Origin of the sequence: Leyella stercorea (assembly GCF_019052365.1) — a bacterium.
Lineage (GTDB): Bacteria > Bacteroidota > Bacteroidia > Bacteroidales > Bacteroidaceae > Prevotella.
Map to the genome: position 1 here is coordinate 1 of NZ_JAHQUY010000035.1, position 19,251 is coordinate 19,251.

14 protein-coding genes and 1 rRNA gene are annotated in these 19,251 nt (G+C 49.0%); 6 read left to right on the forward strand and 9 right to left on the reverse strand.

Translation table 11 applies throughout. The features are described 5' to 3' along the window. Nucleotides 1-178: 178 nt before the first annotated feature. A 5S ribosomal RNA gene (gene rrf / locus KTQ90_RS07620) occupies nt 179-291 on the forward strand. 405 nt (nt 292-696) lie between these two features. Here rrf and KTQ90_RS07625 read toward each other — a convergent pair. Together KTQ90_RS07625 and KTQ90_RS07630 are read right to left on the reverse strand one after the other, a co-directional pair. Next, complete coding sequence (locus tag KTQ90_RS07625) at nt 697-1,395, reverse strand: M15 family metallopeptidase (protein ID WP_217317885.1); 699 nt, start codon at nt 1,393-1,395, stop codon at nt 697-699. Nucleotides 1,396-1,516: 121 nt separating this feature from the next. After that, entirely contained in the window at nt 1,517-1,681 is a 165-nt protein-coding gene (locus KTQ90_RS07630) for a PG1828 family lipoprotein (protein WP_022157662.1), read from the reverse strand. Between the two features lie 288 nt (nt 1,682-1,969). Between KTQ90_RS07630 and mtaB the strand changes: the two genes are divergently transcribed. The 3 genes from mtaB (at nt 1,970) to KTQ90_RS07645 (ending at nt 5,328) form a co-directional block, all read left to right on the forward strand. Next, nucleotides 1,970-3,337, forward strand: coding sequence for a tRNA (N(6)-L-threonylcarbamoyladenosine(37)-C(2))-methylthiotransferase MtaB (gene mtaB / locus KTQ90_RS07635; RefSeq protein ID WP_217317886.1), 1,368 nt, complete (start codon nt 1,970-1,972; stop codon nt 3,335-3,337). 28 nt (nt 3,338-3,365) lie between these two features. Continuing rightward, on the forward strand, nt 3,366-4,394 hold the full coding sequence (locus KTQ90_RS07640) for a glycosyltransferase family 2 protein (RefSeq protein WP_217317887.1): 1,029 nt from the start codon (nt 3,366-3,368) through the stop codon (nt 4,392-4,394). A gap of 148 nt (nt 4,395-4,542) precedes the next feature. Further along, the gene (locus KTQ90_RS07645; RefSeq protein WP_443675605.1) at nt 4,543-5,328 is read left to right on the forward strand and encodes a gliding motility protein GldB-related protein; all 786 of its coding nucleotides are present in this window, start codon (nt 4,543-4,545) and stop codon (nt 5,326-5,328) included. Nucleotides 5,329-5,524: 196 nt separating this feature from the next. Here KTQ90_RS07645 and KTQ90_RS07650 read toward each other — a convergent pair whose 3' ends face one another. After that, the gene (locus tag KTQ90_RS07650) at nt 5,525-6,178 is read right to left on the reverse strand and encodes an HAD family hydrolase (protein WP_022157657.1); all 654 of its coding nucleotides are present in this window, start codon (nt 6,176-6,178) and stop codon (nt 5,525-5,527) included. 170 nt (nt 6,179-6,348) lie between these two features. Here KTQ90_RS07650 and mltG point away from each other — a divergent pair, with 170 nt between their 5' ends. Together mltG and KTQ90_RS07660 are read left to right on the forward strand one after the other, a co-directional pair. Beyond that, entirely contained in the window at nt 6,349-7,401 is a 1,053-nt protein-coding gene (gene mltG, locus KTQ90_RS07655; RefSeq protein WP_217317888.1) for an endolytic transglycosylase MltG, read from the forward strand. A 15-nt stretch (nt 7,402-7,416) separates the two neighbouring features. After that, nucleotides 7,417-9,741: a DUF3472 domain-containing protein gene (locus tag KTQ90_RS07660; protein WP_217317889.1), complete on the forward strand. Its 2,325-nt coding sequence runs from the start codon at nt 7,417-7,419 to the stop codon at nt 9,739-9,741. 193 nt (nt 9,742-9,934) lie between these two features. On the opposite strand, the gene KTQ90_RS07665 is transcribed toward KTQ90_RS07660, so the two are convergent. The 6 genes from KTQ90_RS07665 to KTQ90_RS07690 all read right to left on the reverse strand — a co-directional run bounded on the left by KTQ90_RS07665 (nt 9,935) and on the right by KTQ90_RS07690 (nt 19,125). Next, nucleotides 9,935-11,176 (reverse strand): ABC transporter permease, encoded by a 1,242-nt coding sequence (locus KTQ90_RS07665; RefSeq protein WP_217317890.1) that lies wholly within the window; start codon nt 11,174-11,176, stop codon nt 9,935-9,937. A 79-nt stretch (nt 11,177-11,255) separates the two neighbouring features. Beyond that, a complete protein-coding gene (locus tag KTQ90_RS07670) occupies nt 11,256-12,008 on the reverse strand; it encodes an ABC transporter ATP-binding protein (protein ID WP_022157653.1) in 753 nt (250 codons plus the stop codon). An 80-nt stretch (nt 12,009-12,088) separates the two neighbouring features. Beyond that, a complete protein-coding gene (locus KTQ90_RS07675) occupies nt 12,089-13,270 on the reverse strand; it encodes an efflux RND transporter periplasmic adaptor subunit (protein WP_217317891.1) in 1,182 nt (393 codons plus the stop codon). Between the two features lie 24 nt (nt 13,271-13,294). Next, on the reverse strand, nt 13,295-14,623 hold the full coding sequence (locus KTQ90_RS07680; RefSeq protein ID WP_407936606.1) for a TolC family protein: 1,329 nt from the start codon (nt 14,621-14,623) through the stop codon (nt 13,295-13,297). Nucleotides 14,624-14,743: 120 nt separating this feature from the next. Continuing rightward, on the reverse strand, nt 14,744-15,346 hold the full coding sequence (locus tag KTQ90_RS07685) for a riboflavin synthase (protein ID WP_217317893.1): 603 nt from the start codon (nt 15,344-15,346) through the stop codon (nt 14,744-14,746). Nucleotides 15,347-15,408: 62 nt separating this feature from the next. Next, nucleotides 15,409-19,125, reverse strand: a complete 3,717-nt coding sequence (locus tag KTQ90_RS07690) for a type IIG restriction enzyme/methyltransferase (RefSeq protein ID WP_217317894.1) — start codon at nt 19,123-19,125, stop codon at nt 15,409-15,411. Nucleotides 19,126-19,251: the final 126 nt, after the last annotated feature.

Sequence of the window (19,251 nt, forward strand, 5' to 3'; positions counted from 1 at the left end):
GTGTAAAGACGGTGACGTCAAAGCCGAGCAGTACTAATTGCCCGAGACTTTCTTCTCGAGTAGCGATACTTTCAGTTGTTGTACAACTTAACAATAGTTTTGCTTAATCAACGTGTCTATCTTATACGCTTGACGAATTAATAACTAAGAATTACTAATTGTCGCAGGCGAACGAACTTTAGGCGGTTATTGCGGCGGTGTCCCACCTCTTCCCATTCCGAACAGAGAAGTTAAGCCCGCTTGCGCCGATGGTACTGCAATGCAATGCGGGAGAGTAGGTGGCTGCCTTCTTTACTTGAGGTCTTCAGAGTCAAACGACTTTGGAGACCTTTTTTTGTATCCGTAGGAGAGTTATTCCTCCGCCACTATTTTATAGTTTTGACACTCCCGACACACTCTTGTTTAAGAAGTTCCCTTCAGTTGGTGCACTATAAGGGTGCACTTTAAGGGGGTGCACTTGTCTCAAGTGCACCAACTGATCAATACGTGCACCAACCGAAGCTTGGTTGGTGCAGCAGAGACTACTGTACCCCATGATCCTGGTAGATACTTTCAAATCCTGGTAGATACTAACTGCATCTGCCAGCCCTTAACTACTTCAAAGCCAATTGGCTGTGCCGCTGCTGGAAGATATGGTAGATTTTTTTACCTTCTTTATTTTTCTGCAGACTCTCATATAAGTAAAACCTAAACAGGCTATTTCTTTTCAAAGTGTTGATAGTCTTTCAGTGATCTCCAGTCACCTCCCCAAGTGAAGCCGTGCATCTTAAAGAGTTTGTATGCCAAATCGTTGTGATCAATCTTATACTTGAATGTTTTAGTGCGATTGGCATACGTACGTCCCGCTTTCGGTTCTACAGTCATGCTGCCGTCCTTGCGGCGCTTTACGCAAGGATTATATAACGGGTTTATGTCGATGGCTTTACCTCGACTATGATAAGAAAGCGTCTTTGAGCCAGCAACACGACGATAGTTGAAGCATGAAGTGTTGTTGTGAAGCATAGAAGTTTCGTCGTCAGCGTTATAATCGTCGATTAGCTGTATGCGTTCGATGGGGTAGCGCGCCTTGTATAGCTCCTTGAATATTTCTATGAGGTCGGCAGCAATGTCTCGATGGCACACCAGTTCGCCAGACTTTACCTTACCGTCAAATCCGTAATGCAGAACTCGGATGTATCGAAGTTCTGTGCGTGGTATCGTGCAGTTGGCTTTGTAAGACTTGCCTTGCATACGCTTGAAAACCGCTTCGCTGATAGGCTCGGCTGTAAAGTGTATTGTTGTGGTTGTGTTAGTAGAGTTGCTATGCTGAGATGGTAGATTGTTAATATTAGCTTTTTGTGCATTTGTGCTAAATGACATCATTGCGAGAGTCACGGCGAATAATGTTGTTTTCATATAAAGTTCAGAAATAGTTATATATCGATTTGTGATGTAAGGTAGAGTAGAGTGTATAAACAAAAAAGCCACCGACCTGAGGCCAGTGGCTAATTTTCTCTTTTCGTTGTTCGAGCTATAATTACTCAGCAACAGTTGTGTCAGCTGCAACAGTGTCAGCAGCAGTTGTGTCAACTGCAGTTGTGTCTGTTGTGTCAGCAGTTGCGTCAGTAGCAGCTGTTTTGTTACCACAAGATGCGAAAGAGATAGCTGCGATAGCTACGAACATCAAAACTAATTTCTTCATTTTCTTTGCTTTTTTAAATCTGTAAAACAATCATTTGTTTATTAAAACATTGCAAAGGTATACATTTTTTCAATACAACGTACAACTTTTTAGGTTTTTTTTTTGACTTTTTTGTAACGCTTTTAAAACGCATTGAAAATCAATGAGATACAAAGTGTAAACAAACGTTAATGTTTTTGAGTATTGAGAAATCTGCTTAAAAAATGATGATTTTCGGCCTCTTTGTGTGCGTACAAAACAGAATTTTCATTACCTTTGTATCTGCTTAATTATATATAATAAGGTATAATGATCAATACATCTGTTTTTCAAGATAAAAAAGCTGCATATTTCACATTAGGATGCAAGCTGAACTTCTCTGAAACCTCTACTTTCGGCAAGATGCTTGCCGATTTGGGCGTTCATGTTGCTGAAGAAGGCGAGGTTGCTGACATCTGTCTGGTGAATACTTGCTCTGTAACCGAAGTGGCTGACCATAAATGTCGTCAGGCCATCCATCGTCTTGTACGTAACAATCCTGGTGCCTTCGTGGTTGTTACAGGATGCTATGCACAGTTGGAATCGGAGTCAGTGAGCAAGATAGACGGTGTAGACCTCGTTCTGGGATCTGACGAGAAGGCGAATCTCATTCAGTTCTTGAGTGACGCATGGACTTCAAAGGAGTCGGCTGCTGAACGCGATGAGGATGGCAAGGCTGAATCGCTGCATGAGTTCCACTCGGTAAAGACAAAAATGATTAAGTCGTTCGCACCTTCTTGCTCTCGTGGCAACCGCACACGCTATTTCCTTAAGGTACAGGACGGCTGCGACTACTACTGCACCTATTGCACCATTCCATATGCACGTGGCAACTCCCGTAACCCCACCATTGCTTCGCTCGTGGCTCAGGCAGAAGAGGCAGCAAGAGAAGGTGGCAAGGAGATTGTGCTCACCGGTGTGAACATCGGCGACTTCGGAAAGACAACTGGTGAGAGTTTCCTCGACCTGTGCAAGGCCCTTGACAAGGTGGAGGGAATTGAGCGCTATCGTATAAGCAGTATGGAGCCGGACCTTCTGAGTGACGAACTCATAGAGTTTTGTTCGCAGAGTCGTGCATTCATGCCTCACTTTCATGTGCCGTTGCAGAGCGGATCGGATGAAGTGCTTAAGCTGATGCACCGTCGCTATGACAAGGCACTCTTTGCACACAAGATAGAACTTATAAAGCAGAAGATGCCCGATGCGTTCATCGGCGTCGACGTTATGGTAGGCTGTCGAGGCGAAACTCTTGAGTGTTTCGAGGAGTGCTACGAGTTTCTTGACGGTGTAGATGTGACACAGTTGCACGTGTTCCCGTACAGCGAACGTCCTGGCACGGCGGCGTTGCGCATACCTTACGTAGTGGATGACGCAGAGAAAAAGGTGCGAAGCAAGCGTTTGCTCGATCTTAGTGAGCAGAAACGCATCAATTTCTATACACGCTATATCGGCACCGAACAGGAAGTGCTCTTCGAGAAGGCGACACGTGGCAAGGCTATGCATGGCTTTACAGCCAATTATATTCGCGTAGAGTTGCCGGCTAAACTTGCCAAGGAGGAGTACGACAACCAGATTCTGCGAGTAAGGTTGGGCGAGTTCAACAGAGACAAGTCGGCATTGCAGGTAGAACTGCTTTAATTAAGTTGCACTATTATAATAAAATAGGATGAAGAAAGTAGCAATCGTAATATTGAACTGGAACGGCGAGCAGATGCTGCGTCGTTTCCTTCCGTCGGTGTTGCAGCACTCGGAGAATGTTGCAGACATCGTTGTGGCAGACAATGCGTCGACAGATGCATCGCTTGCGCTTCTTGAGAAGGAGTTCCCTACAGTACGCACCATCGTGCTCGACCGCAATTATGGCTTTGCAGAAGGTTATAATAGGGCTCTAAATCAGGTGGAGAACGAGTATTACGTGTTGCTCAACAGCGATGTGGAGGTGACAGAAGGTTGGCTCGACACACTTGTCAGCTTTATGGATAGTCATCCTGAAGCTGCAGCTTGCCAGCCCAAGCTACTTGCCGAGCACGACCACACGCTCTTCGAATATGCCGGAGCGAGTGGTGGCTACATCGACCGTTATGGCTACCCGTTCTGTCGCGGCAGACTTTTCGAATCGGTTGAGAAAGACGAAGGACAATACGACGATGTGTGCGAAGTGATGTGGGCAACAGGTGCCTGTCTGATGATACGCCGCACAGACTATTGGCGAGTTGACGGACTTGACGACCGTTTCTTCGCACATAACGAGGAGATAGACCTCTGTTGGCGACTCTGCAATCTTGGTCGCAAGATATATTGTATGCCGCAGAGCCATGTGTTCCATGTTGGAGGTGGCACCCTACCGAAGGGCAATCCGATGAAGACTTTCCTCAACTTTCGCAACAATCTGACGATGCTCTATAAGAACCTGCCCGAAAGCGAGTTGCGGCATGTGATGCGAGTGCGTTGCTTGCTCGACTATGTGGCTGCATTCAAGTCGCTTATCCTCGATCGCAATATCGGCGAGTTCAAAGCCGTATTGCGTGGCAGACGAGCCTTCAAGGCATGGCGCCATCAGTTTGATTCCGATCGCCTGGCTATTCAGAATTTGCGAGTGAACCAGACCGACCCGATGCGTAAGCCGTATAGTCTGCTGTGGCAGTATTATGCTCACGGTATACATACATATAAAAAATTGAAAAACGAGCAATAAAACCATATTTTTAGGAATATTTTATAGTTAAACAGCGAAAAAGGCTTCGCTGTTTAACTTTTTTAGATGATTTTCTTGGCTTTTAAAACCTTTTTTACTATTTTTGCAAATAATAATTAACAAATCGCTAATAGCAGGATAGTAAAAGGTGAGAAAACTATACATTATAATAATAATGGCAATTGTTTTTGTTTCGACAGCATGTGAATTGAAGCTGAAACAATTCGGAGAAGACAGTCAGACGACGCTTGTAGAGATACAGCGCTATGACCGTCTTGAAAGCCGTTATCTCACTACTGGCGATTTCTCTGCGTTGCAGCAGATGAACATTGAGTATCCGATGGAAACGCGCACCTTGATTGAGGACGTGTTGCAGTTGGGCGAAGTGAACGATCCTGGCATCAATTCGAGATTCCTGCAGTTCTATCAGGACACAACGCTTCAGACTATTATCTCTGAAGCTGAGTTGCAATATGCTAATGTCTCTGATATCAGCAAGCAGCTTAACAAGGCTTTTGACAATTTGCGCAAGATCTCTCCTGATGTTGTCTTACCGACCATCTACACACAGATTGGCGCACTCGACCAGAGTGTGGTTATCGGAAACAACTCAATCGGTATCTCACTTGACAAGTATCTCGGCGAGAACTATCCGCTTTATCATCGCTACTATTCCGAAGCCCAGCGTACTCAGATGACACGCGAGCATATTGTACCCGACTGCATGTTCTTCTACATGCTCAGTCTTTATCCGCTTAAAGACTATGAGGTACGTTCTCAATATGAACGTGATCTGCATGTTGGCAAGATAATGTGGATAGTGAACGGACTGCTCGACCAAAAGTTCTTCACTACAAAGTACGTCGACAAGGTAGACCGATATGTGCGCAAGAACTCGCTGTCTGCAAAGCAACTCTTGAAAAACCAGCTTTAAGCCAGCTTGGTTCAGAGAAGAAATAGCAGGTATAGTTCAACGTATGTTGAACAAGTATAATGATAAAGAAACGGAGTGAAGGCTTTAAAGTCTTCACTCCGTTTAATTTTAGATAATGATTTTATTTAAATTTAGATGATAACTCCGTTTAAATTTAGATGATGAGCCTTATTGTACTATTTGTTCTTTTTACCTTTTACTTTTTTACTTTTAAAATCTCCTCAGGTTTCTCAACGAGAGTAGTGGCGCCATGCTGCAACAGGAAGTTCTTGTCGCGGAATCCCCACAACACGCTGATGCATGGCATGCCTGAGTTGCGAGCCGTGTCAATGTCCACGTCGCTGTCGCCGATATACACAGCGCCGTCAGCCGTGGCACCGAGCTGTCTGAGCGCCTCTATCACCGTGTCGGGTGCAGGCTTCTTGCGTATATCCTCTCGTTCGCCGATAGCCACAGGCACAAGTTCCTCGCCGAAGAAGTGGCGGCACAGATCCTGCGTCGCAGCGTAGAACTTATTGCTTACAACAGCCACCTTCTTTCCACGTCTGTGCAACTCCTGCAGCAGATCCATCACACCATCGTACGGGCATGTTGTGTCGAGGTTGTGCTTCATGTAATGCTGGCGGAAATCCTGGTAAGTCTTGTCGAACAGCGGATTGCTGAGTCCGTCGGGGATAGCTCTCTCCATAAGTTTCTTCACGCCGTTGCCTACAAACTGGCGCACTTCGTCTATTGAGCGCTGCGGCATACCGTTGTTTTCCAAAGCGTAGTTGCAACTTGCAGCGAGGTCGTTGAGTGTAGAAAGCAGGGTGCCATCCAAGTCGAAGATGTATGTATCGTACATATTCATATTGTTTTTTTTAATTGATTCAGATAATTGAATTGTGCGCTACAAAAGTACGTATTTTTAAGCAAAGGCGTATAAATTTGTATCGACGATTAAAAACATTACATTTATTTTTGTCATATATCATATTTACTCTACCTTTGCATTGTTTCAGCAACATATAATTTAAAACTATGAGAAAGAAAAAGAATAAAAGCAGTATGCTTTTCAAATTCATTGGCGTCGGTCTGTTAGTTGCAGTCGCCATTGTCTATTATTTCTTCTTTGCCGGTATGTCGTCGAGCGGCGACACACAATACGTGTACATCGACGACGACGACACCATCGATTCCGTATACACAAAACTCGGCGAAGTGTCAAAGAGCAATGCAATGACAGGCTTTAAAACCCTCGTCAAGGTGAGCAGCTATGCCGACAACGTACGCACAGGCCGCTATGCCGTGCGTTCAGGTGAAGGATCGTTAATGGTGTTTCGCCATCTGAAGAATGGTTTGCAGACACCAGTCAGTCTTGTCGTGCCGTCGGTGCGCACTATGGACCGTCTTGCAGCCGAACTCTCCAAGCGTCTCATGATGGACAGTACGGCTCTCTACAAGGCACTTACCGACGAAGCTGTCTGCCAGAAGTACGGTTACGACACCGCAACCATCGCCGCCCTCTTCATTCCGAACACCTACGACATCTATTGGAACGTGACGGTAGACAAACTGCTCGACCGTATGCAGAAGGAGAACAAGGCGTTCTGGAACACCGAACGCACAAAGAAAGCACAGGCTATGAAACTCACGCCGATTGAGGTGACTACGCTTGCCAGCATCGTCGACGAGGAGACAGCCAACAACGGCGAGAAGCCGATGGTAGCCGGCATGTACTACAACCGCCTTATGCTACGCAACGCCGAGTATCCAGAAGGAATGCCGTTGCAGGCCGACCCAACAATCAAGTTCGCATGGAAGCGTTTCGACCTTAAGCGCATCTACAATAATCTGCTCTACATAAAGAGTCCGTATAACACCTACCGCAACCCTGGACTGCCGCCTGGACCAATCCGCATCCCGTCTATAGCAGGCATCGATGCTGTGCTCAATCATGTGCAGCACGACTATCTATATATGTGTGCCAAGGAAGACTTCAGTGGAACCCACAACTTTGCACGTACATATACAGACCACATGCAGAACGCAAAGCGCTATAGCGATGCGCTCAACAACAGAGGAATCAAATAATATAAAAGATTGATAATGAATATATTCCCAAGACTATTACTGAGCGTCGCACTTTCCGTGCCGGCGCTCAGTTTGTTTGTACATGCCGTTGAGACGGAGCTGTCTGCCGCACATGGTTATGTTGAGACAACCGACGGGACGGTAGGTGCATCGGGCATCAATATGCCTGGCGAAGCGCTCAACTCCAGCGGTCGACCGCAGATGAACAACACGCTTTCTGCCTGGACCTCAACCTCCGTTTGTGCCGTCTATTATTTTCATCATCCTGCAGCAACGGTTTCAAACACTTTGAAACTTAACATCAAGGCGTTGCAGACTGTGCGCTTCCGCCTCACCGTTTCCGACCCTGATTCGCCTGCCACACCTCTTTATACAAAGGAGTTCAGTGCGAAAGGTCCGCTTCTTGGAGGTGAAGTAGAAGTTGGTATGGGCGACATAACCTTCACACGCTCAGCTTATTATCGCTATAAACTTGAGTGTCTCTCCGGCAACAACGCTATAAACAACATCAGCCGTTTCATGTTTTCTACATCTTCCAGCGAAGCATCCTACGCCGCCAACTATCTGTCGTCGCCGTCCGTTCATCTCAACAACTGGCATACCACAGCGGCTGGCGCTCCTTCCGGCGACGGCTACGACTGGCTGTTCGAGGAGATAATGATACCTGCGGAGTCTGACCTCGTTGGCACATACGCCGAGGCTATAGGTGCGCTCAACGGCTATATGGGAATACAGATGAACGGCTACGTCGACGGCGAACCTCGTCACGACGTGCTCTTCTCGATGTGGGACGACGGATCGACCGACGAAGACCCCAATCTGCCGGAGCATCTGCGTGCCGGTGCTGTCGATTGGGACGAGAAGACGACGGTGAACCGCTTCGGCAATGAGGGCACTGGTGTGCAGACCTATCGCCGCGGCAACTACTGGACACCTGGTACCTACGTACAGTTCATCACCAACTGCCGACCCGAAACGACGTCGTACACCACCATTGAGAACGGCAAGACCGTAGTTCACGAGCAGCACAACATGCTTGTCTCTACATGGTTCAACGCTTTGGACGGCAAAGGCTGGCAGTATATGGCTACAGTGCGCAAACGCAACTCGTCTACATATTTCAGTTCATGGTATTCGTTCCTCGAGAACTATGTATGGGCTAACGGACAGGCTTCTCGCAAGGCATACTATCGCAACGGTTACGGACGCTCTCGCACTACTGGCAAGTGGTACAACTTCAACAGCGTCGGCTTCGGACATACCGACGGCGGCAGCGAGGCTGGAGCTCGTGCCGACTACGGACAGGGCGCTACCGACAAGGCTTCCGATCGCACGTTTTTCATGCAGTCAGGCGGTTACACCTCTACAAAGCAGACCGGTTCTACCGTAGCTCTTGCTACCGACAACACCGTGGTGGACACCATCGACATCGCTCCGCTCGACCTTCGTGTTCGTCAGGCCATACAGAAAGAGATTGACCGTGCTTCGGAAGACGAACTCTTTACGCAGAACCTCTTGGACAAGAAAGGCTGGACGGTGATAGAGAAGTCGAGTGAGGAGACATCCGGCGAGGGCACCAACGGACGTGCTCAGCAGATTGTAGACGGCGACGATAATACCTACTGGCATCCGCAGTGGAGGGGAGGTTCGGCAACATTGCCTCACACACTCGTTGTGGATATGCAAACGGTCAATAGCGTCGGTGGCTTCCAGTTCAAGATGGGCGACGATCCTACGCGCTACATCAAGGCATACGATATATACGGGTCTACCGACAACAGCAACTGGACTCTGCTCTGCAGCGACGACTCAGCTCCTCTTAAGTCGGAGTTTCGTAAGGTTCTCGGCGAGCCGGCAGACATACGCTACTTCAAGATTGTTGTACGCCAAACCACTGCCACCGACGGACCCTGGCTGCGCATCTATGAGGTAGACCTCGCTTCGGGCAAGACCGTCCGTTCGATGCTCTCAGGCAGGGTCACTTGCAACGGCAAGCCGGTAAAGGGCGCCACGGTAAACCTTCGCAGTTCTGAAGCTGTCTATGAAGGCACAAGCGACGAGTCGGGCTTCTACAGTATAAATGTCGGCAGAACCGACCTCACTTATCAGCTCACCGCTTGGGCAGACGGCTATTACAGCTACAACGAGAGTCAGCCTATAGAGATAAAGGGCAGTGTTGTGAAGGATATCGTGTTAAGTCCGATGACGTCTGTCAATGGCGTGTCTGTCGAAGGCGAGATACCTGCCGACCCCGTTCGCTATAATATCAGCGGACAGCGAGTAGGGCAGGGCGCTCACGGAGTGGTAATCGTGAACGGAAAGAAATTCCTGACAAAGTAATACAATAGCTATACATAAAGTTTGTATAGCGAAAAAATCTACCATATCTTCCAGCATCCGTATAACCGGCTGTATGTGAAGATGATAAAGGCTGGGAGATGGCTGGCAGATAAGCCCTGAACAAGGTTTATCTTCCAGCCTATCTTCCAGCCTTACGTTGTTATCATGGTCAATTCTGTAGCTACGCTCTTTTTTACTCGTAGCGTATCGCCTCGATAGGGTCGAGCTGTGCAGCCTTCTTAGCCGGATACCAGCCGAAGAACACACCCGTGAAGGTGCAGACAGCGAAGCTCATGATGATGCTCCACGGCTGAATGTAGATAGGCCAGTGGGCAAGCAGCTTCACGGCGTAGGAGGCTCCGATGCCCAGTCCCACGCCAATCAGTCCGCCGGTGACGCTGAGCAGGATAGCCTCGATGAGAAACTGGCTGAGGATATCTACGCCACGAGCGCCTACACTCATGCGCAGACCTATCTCGCGTGTGCGCTCCGTAACGCTTACGTACATGATGTTCATGATGCCGATGCCGCCAACGATGAGCGAGATGCCAGCCACGCAGCCGAGCAGAATGGTCATCATGTCGGTTGTAGAGTTCATCATGCTTGCCAGCTCCTCCTGCGAGCGTATGTTGAAGTCGTCGTCGTCAGCCTCCTGCACGTCAGTCGCCTCCTTCAGCTTATGGTTGCGGCGCAGCACGTCGGTTATCTCGTCGATAGCCTTCGACGTGAGGTCTTCGGTTATTGCCGAGCAGGTTATTCCGCCGAGGAACGTCTGCGCCTTGATGCGTTTCATCACCGTTGTGTACGGCGCAAGCACGAGGTCGTCCTGGTCCATGCCCATCGAGTTGTAACCCTTCTTCTTCAGTACGCCCACCACGCGGAACGGTATTGCGTTGAAGCGCACCACCTTGCCTACGGGGTCCGATCCGTCGGGGAACAGATTGTCTACCACGGTCTGACCCAGTATGCACACCTTCGCACTCGCCTTGATGTCGGCGTCTGTGAACATTTCTCCCTCACTCACAGAGAGTTGTCTGATTTCGAGATAGTCTTGGTTCACGCCGTAGATAGACGACGGCGTGTTGTTGTTGCCGTATATCCACTGTCCGCTGCTGTTCACCGTGGGGCTGATGCCTTTGATGAAGTGGCACTCGTCCTTGATGGAGCTGTAGTCGGTGAGCTTCAGCGTCTCCATCGCCGATGGGTCCTGGCGCACACCGCCCGGACCGCGGTCGGCTCCCGGACTTATCATTATCATGTTTGAGCCCATCTCGGCGATGTTCGCCTGAATGCTGCGCTTCGATCCCTGGCCGATGGCGAGCATCGTGATGACCGACGCCACACCGATGATGATGCCAAGCGCTGTGAGGAACGAGCGCAACTTGTTGGCTGCAATGGCGCGAAGGGCTATTTTGAAAAGATTGCTATAATTCATAATCTTGTTGTGTTTTGGCGACTACAGGCGCAGCCGCCGCTTTTTGTCATTTTCATTCGTCAGAGCCGTTCCTGAGGCTTCATTCGTCAGAGCTTGCCGGCAGCGCCGCCAGTCCTTCCTCAGCCGAGAGGATATTGGTGTTGTACTCGTCGCTTATCACATGTCCGTCGCGCAGCATGATGTTGCGCGAGGAGTAGTTGGCAATGTCGGGGTTGTGCGTCACGAAGATGATGGTTCGGCCTGCAGCGTGCAGCTTCTGGAAGAGAATGAGAATCTCGAACGAGGTGCGTGTGTCGAGGTTTCCCGTTGCCTCGTCTGCAAGAATCACGGCAGGGTCGTTCACCAGTGCGCGTGCTATCGCCACACGCTGCATCTGTCCGCCCGACATCTGGTTCGACTTATGGTAGAGGCGCTCGCCCAAGCCTACAGCCTGTAGCGCTTTCACGGCGCGCTCCTCGCGCTCCTTGGCTCCGATTGCAGCATTGTACATCAACGGCAGCTCCACGTTCTCCACGCTCGTCGTCTTCGGCAGCAGGTTGTAGTTCTGGAAGATGAAGCCGATCTTGCGGTTGCGAAGCACGGCGCGCTGCGACTTCGACATCTTGCGCACCGACACTCCGTCGAGATAGTATTCGCCCGATGAAGGCGTGTCGAGGCATCCGAGCTGATTGAGCAGCGTCGACTTGCCCGAACCCGATTTGCCCATGATAGTGACAAACTCGCCCTCGTATATCTTGAACGACACACCGCGCAGCGCATGCACCGTCTCGTCGCCCACGAGGAAGTCGCGCTTCACGTTGTCGAGTTCTATTACTACTTTCTTTTCGTCCATAGTTCGTAATGTTTATTGTGTAGAGTTAGGGTGTGCGGCGAACGCCGCCGATGACTCATGCCCTAACCTTTAAACGCTGTTTACTTCTTCTTGTTCTTTCCCGGAGGGCCTGGAGCGAACGGACTGCTCTCGCCTTGAGCCTCCATCGGCTTCTCCTCTTCGCCGCCCATCACGTTGAGTCCGGTAACGACCTTTGTGCCCTCGGCTATGCCACCCACAATCTGCGTGTTCGTGCCGTCGGTCATGCCGATGTTCACCTTGTGCGCCACGATAGAGTTGCCCTCGATGGTCCACACCTTGTTCTTGGCGTTCGCTACGTCCACAATCTTCATCTTGCCCACGGTCTCCTTCTGCGGAGTGAAGCGCAGCGCCTTCGACGGCACGGAGAGCACGCCCTTGCGCTCGGCTGTGTAGATTGTGACGTTGGCTGTGAGGCCCGGCTTCAGCTTCAGGTCGGCGTTCGGCGCAGAGATAACCACCTCGTACGTCACGACGTTATTCGTTGTGGTAGCCTCCTGGCGCACCTGCTTCACCTCGCCCTCGAAAGTGTCGTCGGGGTAAGCGTCTACGGTGAACGTCACGCGCTCGCCCTCCTTCACGTCGCCTATGTCTGCCTCGTCAACATCTGCCACTACCTGCATGTTCGTGAGGTCCTGCGCGATGGTGAACAGCTCCGGCGTAGAGAAGCTTGCCGCAACGGTCTGTCCCTCCTCAACCGACTTCGATAGCACCACGCCGTCGATAGGCGAGGTGATAGTGGCATAGCCGAGGTTAGTCTGTGCGCGCTGCACCTCCTCCTTAGCCGAAGCCACCTGCTCCTTTGCCTGCGTGTACGAGAGCTTCGCGTTGTCGAAGTCGTCGGCAGCCACGAGTCCCTTCTCAAAAAGTGTCTTGTAGCGTTTGTAGTTGGCAGTCTGGTAGTTGAGCTGGCTCTGTGCCGTAGCCAACTGCGTCTTTGCCGTGTTGAGCTGACTCATAAGGTTTGTCTTGTCGAGCTCCGCAATCACCTGTCCCTTCTTCACTACCGAATTGTAGTCGACGAAGAGCTTGCTTACGATGCCGCTCACCTGCGTACCCACCGTAACCGACGTTACCGGTTCGATTGTACCGGTAGCGGTGATGCTGTTCATAATGTTTGCCGGCGCAACGGCAGCCGTGTCAAACGTAATCTTTTCTTCCTTCTTGCCGCCCGACAATAGCCATACGGCAAGTGCGGCGATAGCGGCAACCGCCACTATCACCAATGTCTTTTTCTTATTCATATTTACTCTCTAATTATTTTACTTTTACTTAATGTTTCCCGTCTGATAGAATTCAAGCATGTTGAGGTTGAGTATCGCGAGATACTTGCTCTGCAGTTCGTTCTGCTGCGCCTGCAGAAGGTTTGTCTTGCCCGTCATCAGTTCTACGGTGTTCTTCAGACCCTGCTTGAACTGTTCAGAGAGAAGCTCGTAGCTTGCCTGAGCGCTCTCTGTAGAAACGCGCGCCGCCTTGAACTTGTTCTGGTTCGTCACAGCCTGCAGCCAGTAGTTCTCGATGGTAGAGTAGAGCGTAGTCTGCTTGTCCTGCAAGTCGAGCAGGTAGCTCTGCTTCTGCAGCTTCGCCTTGTTTATGGCAGTCTTAGTCTGTCGGTTGTCAAAGAGCGGTATGCTCACCGTTACTCCGCCGCCCAAGCTGAAGTTGTTCTTCATCTGCGTGCCCCACGCGTTGTCGCTCATTGACGAAGTAGAGGTCGTAACGCCGGCATTGAGGCTTACGGTCGGCATTCTACCCGCCTTAGCCACCTTTATGCCGAGGTCGCTGCTTTCGATGCCGAGCTTCGCGTTCTTTATCTCCGGTCGCTGTTCGAGCGAAGCCGCATACACGTCGTTCAGCGCCGGCACAGCCTCAAGCGCCATGTCGTCTGTGGTAGAAGGTACGGCGACGTCAAACTCCTCGTCGCTTGTTATCTGCAGCAGTTCCTTCAGCTGGCGCTTGTAGTTGCGCAGGTTGCTCTCGGCTTCAACGATGGCATACTCGTCCTGCGCACGCTGCGCCGTGAGCTGCGCCAGGTCTGCCTTGCTCATCTTGCCCACCTCTACCATTGTCTTGCCGCGCTGCTCGTTGGTCTGGCTCGTCTTCAGACTTTCCTTCGTCACGGCGATAGCCTCGTTCGAGTAGAGTATCTGCACGTAGAGCTGCGCAATCTGCTCGAGCACGTTGTTGGCTGTGGTAGCCGAGTCGAGTCGTGCCTGCTCAGCCGCCACCTTGTTCAACTTCACGTTGTTGCGGTTCTTGTTGCCGTTCCACACCGTCCAGTTGCCCGAGAGCGAGTACGATCCGTTGTAGTAAACCTTATCCACGCTCGACTGCACGTAGCCGTCCGCCACCGTAGCTCTGCCTTGCTGAGGCCACGGCGTGTAGCTTACGTTCTGCGATGTAGACAGGTTGAGCGACGGCAGCAGCGCCGCTTGGCTCTGCTTTACGTCTTCGAGTGCGGAATACTCCTTTATCTTTGCTTTCTGCAACTGGATGTTGTTAGCCAAGGCGTAGTCGATACAGTCTCTCAACGACCACTGCTTAGCCGCACATTCGGTTGACAGCGACAGCAGGAAAAGTCCTGCCAGACAAGTCATCCCAATCTTCTTCATAATTTAAATAGTCTTTTAATAATTCATTATTCTTTTATAATCTCTCTATATCCGTTTGATGTACCTTTGGGGCGAAAGGTTTAGTCTGAAGGTTCTTAAAAAGCCTTAATTCAGCTGCTGCAGACGCGCTATATACTTGCCGAGTATGTCGAACTCGATGTTCACACGGCTGCCCACCTTGATGTCGCAGAAGTTGGTGTTGTCGTGAGTGTACGGGATGATAGCCACGGTGAACGAGTTCTCAGTAGGGTTGCAAACGGTGAGCGAAACGCCGTTCACCGTTACCGAGCCCTTGTCTACTGTGAAGTAGCCGCGCTCCGCCATCTCGCGGTCGAACTTGTACTCGAAGGTGTAGTATGTCGATCCGTCGGCGTCGCGCATCTCCTTGCACACAGCCGTACCGTCTACATGTCCCTGCACGATATGTCCGTCCAGTCTGCCGTTCATCAGCATTGAGCGCTCCACGTTCACGCGGTCGCCAACCTTTAGCAGTCCGAGGTTAGAGCGGTCGAGCGTTTCTTTCATTGCCGTTACGGTGTAACTATTACCGTCTATCGCCACCACTGTGAGGCATACGCCGTTGTGCGCCACGCTTTGGTCTATCTTCAGTTCGCCAGTGAACGAGCATGTCAGCGTGAAGTCAACATTCTCTTTGTCGTTCTTGATGGCTACGACCGTAGCCATTTCTTCTACTATACCAGAAAACATATATACTTTGTTTATGTTTATATTGTTTGTACTTGTTGCTTGTTTTTATTGTTGCATTATTTTCATTCGATGTCGAAATCTGCAGGCTTTAGCTTGTAGAAGTCGGGATACACGAGGTCTATGTCCTCTTCCGAAGTGATGCCATACAGTTTGAATACCCAATAGTCGATTTGCCATTCATTTTCTTTTACGAACATTTTGTCAGAATCTGGTTCTCTGTCTTTTGCGAATATTCTATCGTAACATGTCTCTATTTCTGAGAAATATTTATTGTTTTCATCATCTATTTCCGGTAGAGGAAAATTGTTTATGTCTGTTATCAGTACTTTGGGGAATGTTCCTTTGCTCGCCTTGGGAGCGAAGCGGAGAAGGAAAAATGTAGCCAGTCGGCTGTTCAGTATCCCCCATAATGTCTTGAATGAATAGACGTTGTTGTCTTCATTCTTTATTACGTCTATTATTCCAGGGTCGTTGATGTATGTATCTTCAGCGTAGCAAGCCATCAACGGATTGATGATTTCACGAACGAGCAAACGAGGAGAACTGAAATATTTCATATCAACATATGTACCAACGTGTTTGCCATATTTAACGTACACATTGCTTGGAGTACATTTGTATTTTGTTATATTCTCTCCTTTTATTTCAAGTTCGTAACTATCGTTGAGTTTCGTGTCTGAATGCCATCTTTGTTCTTCTTTTATTATTTTGGCTTCTTCTTTGCCAAAGTTTTTCTCAAGATCTTTTAGGCGGTATGGTATATATCCTTGTGATACGTCAAAGAACTCGTTCAGTCGTCTTGGCAACGAGTTGATTTTTGACACAATGCCTTTTTCCTGCTTTGTCAGGTACAGCGCAAGTCCCCAGTTTTGTGAGAATTTATCAATCAGTTCTGATTTGTCAACAACGAGTCTTTTACGTCGTGTCAATTCCGTGAAATAATCCTTTCCCGACGATTTCTTGCCTTCCGTTTCGTCCGAAAGATTGCGCGTGTTTCTATAACCGATATTATTTTGCTGATTTGCTGATTTCTGTAGGGTAATAACAGAGTTGCGAACTGTTGCTGCCTCAAATATTTGAAAATTTGTACAATCCAGCAGTTCCACAATGCTCCAATTGTTGAATATGTCTTTACGATATTCTTTTGCATTGACATTGAATAGCCACGTATTCGGAATGATATACGCCAAATATCCGTTGTCTTTCAGCAACTCTTGTCCTAAAGCTATGAAATAGTAGTATATTTCGTAGTCGGGCATGTGCTCGTACTTTTCTTCCACGGTTTTGCGGTATCCGTCTTTTATGGATACGCCGTAAGGTGGATTGCCTATTATGCAGTCGAAGCCTATGAACTCGCCTTTCTCGTTCAGTGTTTCCGGAAACTCATAACGCCATTCAAATGCTCCCAAATGGGCATAGCGTGTCGAAGCCTCTTCTAATGAAACACGAAGCTTCTCTTCCTGCTTGCGTAAGTCGGAGAGCCGTTTGCTCTCGGCTTCCTCAGGCGGAAAGAGCGAGTTGTCGAGCAAGAGAATGTCGGAGCATACCTTCACCCATTTCTTGTATTTGTCGGTGTCTTTGTCGTAGCCTTCGTTGAGCTTCGATTTTATCATCCAGATGTCGTGCTCAACGATATGCTTATTCTCTTTCGACGGACTGTTCTTGTAGTGAGCCACATGATTCTTGTAGTCGCCTATGGTGACGTTTGCTCCTCTTAGCACATGGTCAATAGGAGCATCCAATGGGTATTTCATCACCAACGAGTTGCCGCACTTTATGTTTATGTCGATGTTTGGCAGCGTCTGCAGATGGCGCTTGCCGTCGTTGCCCTTTATGTAATAGGCGTTTTTCAGCAGTTCTATCCACAAGCGTAGCTGGCATATCTCTGCACTGTTGGGGTTTATGTCCACACCGAAAAGGCAATTCTCGATGATTGTGCGTTTCTCCTCGAAAAGTGTCTTCTGAACCAATTGGCTCTCGCTGTCGTTCGGGTTGTAGCGCAGCTCGCCGTCGGCATCGGTCACAACCAGTTCGTCGTCCTCTACGTCTACGCGATATTTGAAACGCTTGCCGTCGATGGTCTTCAGCACCTTCAGCTCCCATTTTATGGCTATCAGTTCGTTGAGAGCCGACACGATGAAGTGGCCGCTGCCGACCGCAGGGTCGCAGATGCGTATGTTGTTGATAAGGCTGTTCACCTCGTCGCGTCGCGTCTTGTCGGTAGGGTCGAAGTCTTCGGCGAGCTCGTCGAACGAGGCGTATTGTGTGGCATACGTTTGGTTGTATTTGTCTGTCACGCAGCGGCGCAGCGTCTCGCGGCACAGGTATGACGTGATGTATCCTGGCGTGAAGAACGAGCCGTCCTTGTAGCCGTTTATCTTCTCGAAGATGAGTCCGAGCACCGAAGCGTTTATTATTGTCTTTCCGCTCTCGCCTGTATCTGCACCGAAGTCGTAGCTGTCGAGAAACCTCTTCAGATAGTCGAGTATGTGTATTCTGCCAGTCAGTGTCTTCCCCTTATTGTCCTTCAGACAGGTGTTCTTCATAACAGCCACTTCGCTGTCGCGCAGACTGCTTATAGGGAAGTATTTCTGCTCGATGTCGGTAAGCTCAAAAAGCGAGCTGTTAAGATATGGAACCTCTCCGAATTTGGCTCGCATCTCGTCAGAGCGTTCTGCCTCGGGTATTGCCATCACTTTGCAGAACAGGTAGTGCATCAGTGCAAAGTCGGTGAGTTTGTCGAAGAATGCATATTTTCTCTTGCTTCCGTTGAAGGCTATCAGTTGCGACTCAAGAAGCTTCATGAATAGTGTGCGGTTTATCCACACTATCACCAAGCCGAGAGCTGTCTCAAAACGTGCGTCGATTTCTCTACCCGTTACCTTGTCTGTCGTAATGTCGTAGTCGGCAAGTAAGGTGTATGCTTGTTCGAACACGGAGTAGGCTTGCCGTTTCTTCGCTTCGAGGCGTTGTATTTGGTGCTTTTCGCCACGCTCCTCAAGTCCCATTATGTACAACAATTCGGTATAGAACTTTCTGTTGAGGGTGTTATGGTCTTCAGCAAACGGCAGTTTCTGTAGGTGGATAGGGGAGAACAGCTTGAATAAAGCCTTGAAACGTGGCTTTGCAATGATGTCGGCAGCAGAAGATTCTTTAGCGATTGTTTCCAAATCGACGAAAGTGAACGAAAGTTTGTCTTTTACAGCCTCTACTTTCGGCCTTATTATCTGGTTGTAGATATACTCTCTCTTCTCGTTTGTCGTATTCTCCGACGATTTTATCTCGCTTACCAGTTTCCGGTCCTTGCCGAATAGTTCCCAAAACTCGGCTTTCTCGAAAATAAAATATTTGTACCCGTCGGATATGACGAGGTGCTTTATACTTGTGTTTTTCTTTTCGTGTTCTTCAAGTATATAATAAAGTACAAGCTCGAACATGGCTTTCTTTACAAGATTGTCTTTTGTTACCATTTCCGCGCTATTCACTTTCTTGAACTCGAAAAGTACCACATTGCGTCCGATGTTCTTGTCCTTTATGGTAAGGTCGGTTTTTTCCGACGCATTAATCTCGTATGTCGTTGAAGGCCATAAGGTCTGCTCAAGAAACGTTTTAACACGTCCCTTGTTGCTCTCTTCTGGGTCGGTTGGGTTCAGCTCGTTTAGGAGTATCTCGAGCTGGCAACGGAAATTTTCCAGCTCGCCCATGTCGGTGGGTTGTCTCAGATACGACTTCTGTATCGACTGCGATGGAGTCAGTATGTGTTTGCTTTCGTATACCATTGGCGCAAGTTGTATTCTACAATTACAAAGTTACTTAATTTTATCCGACTACAGTGTGTGTGTGTATCCTATTTAACGTGATTTATAAAAAAAAAGGAGACTGCGCCAACATGTGTCGTAATCTCC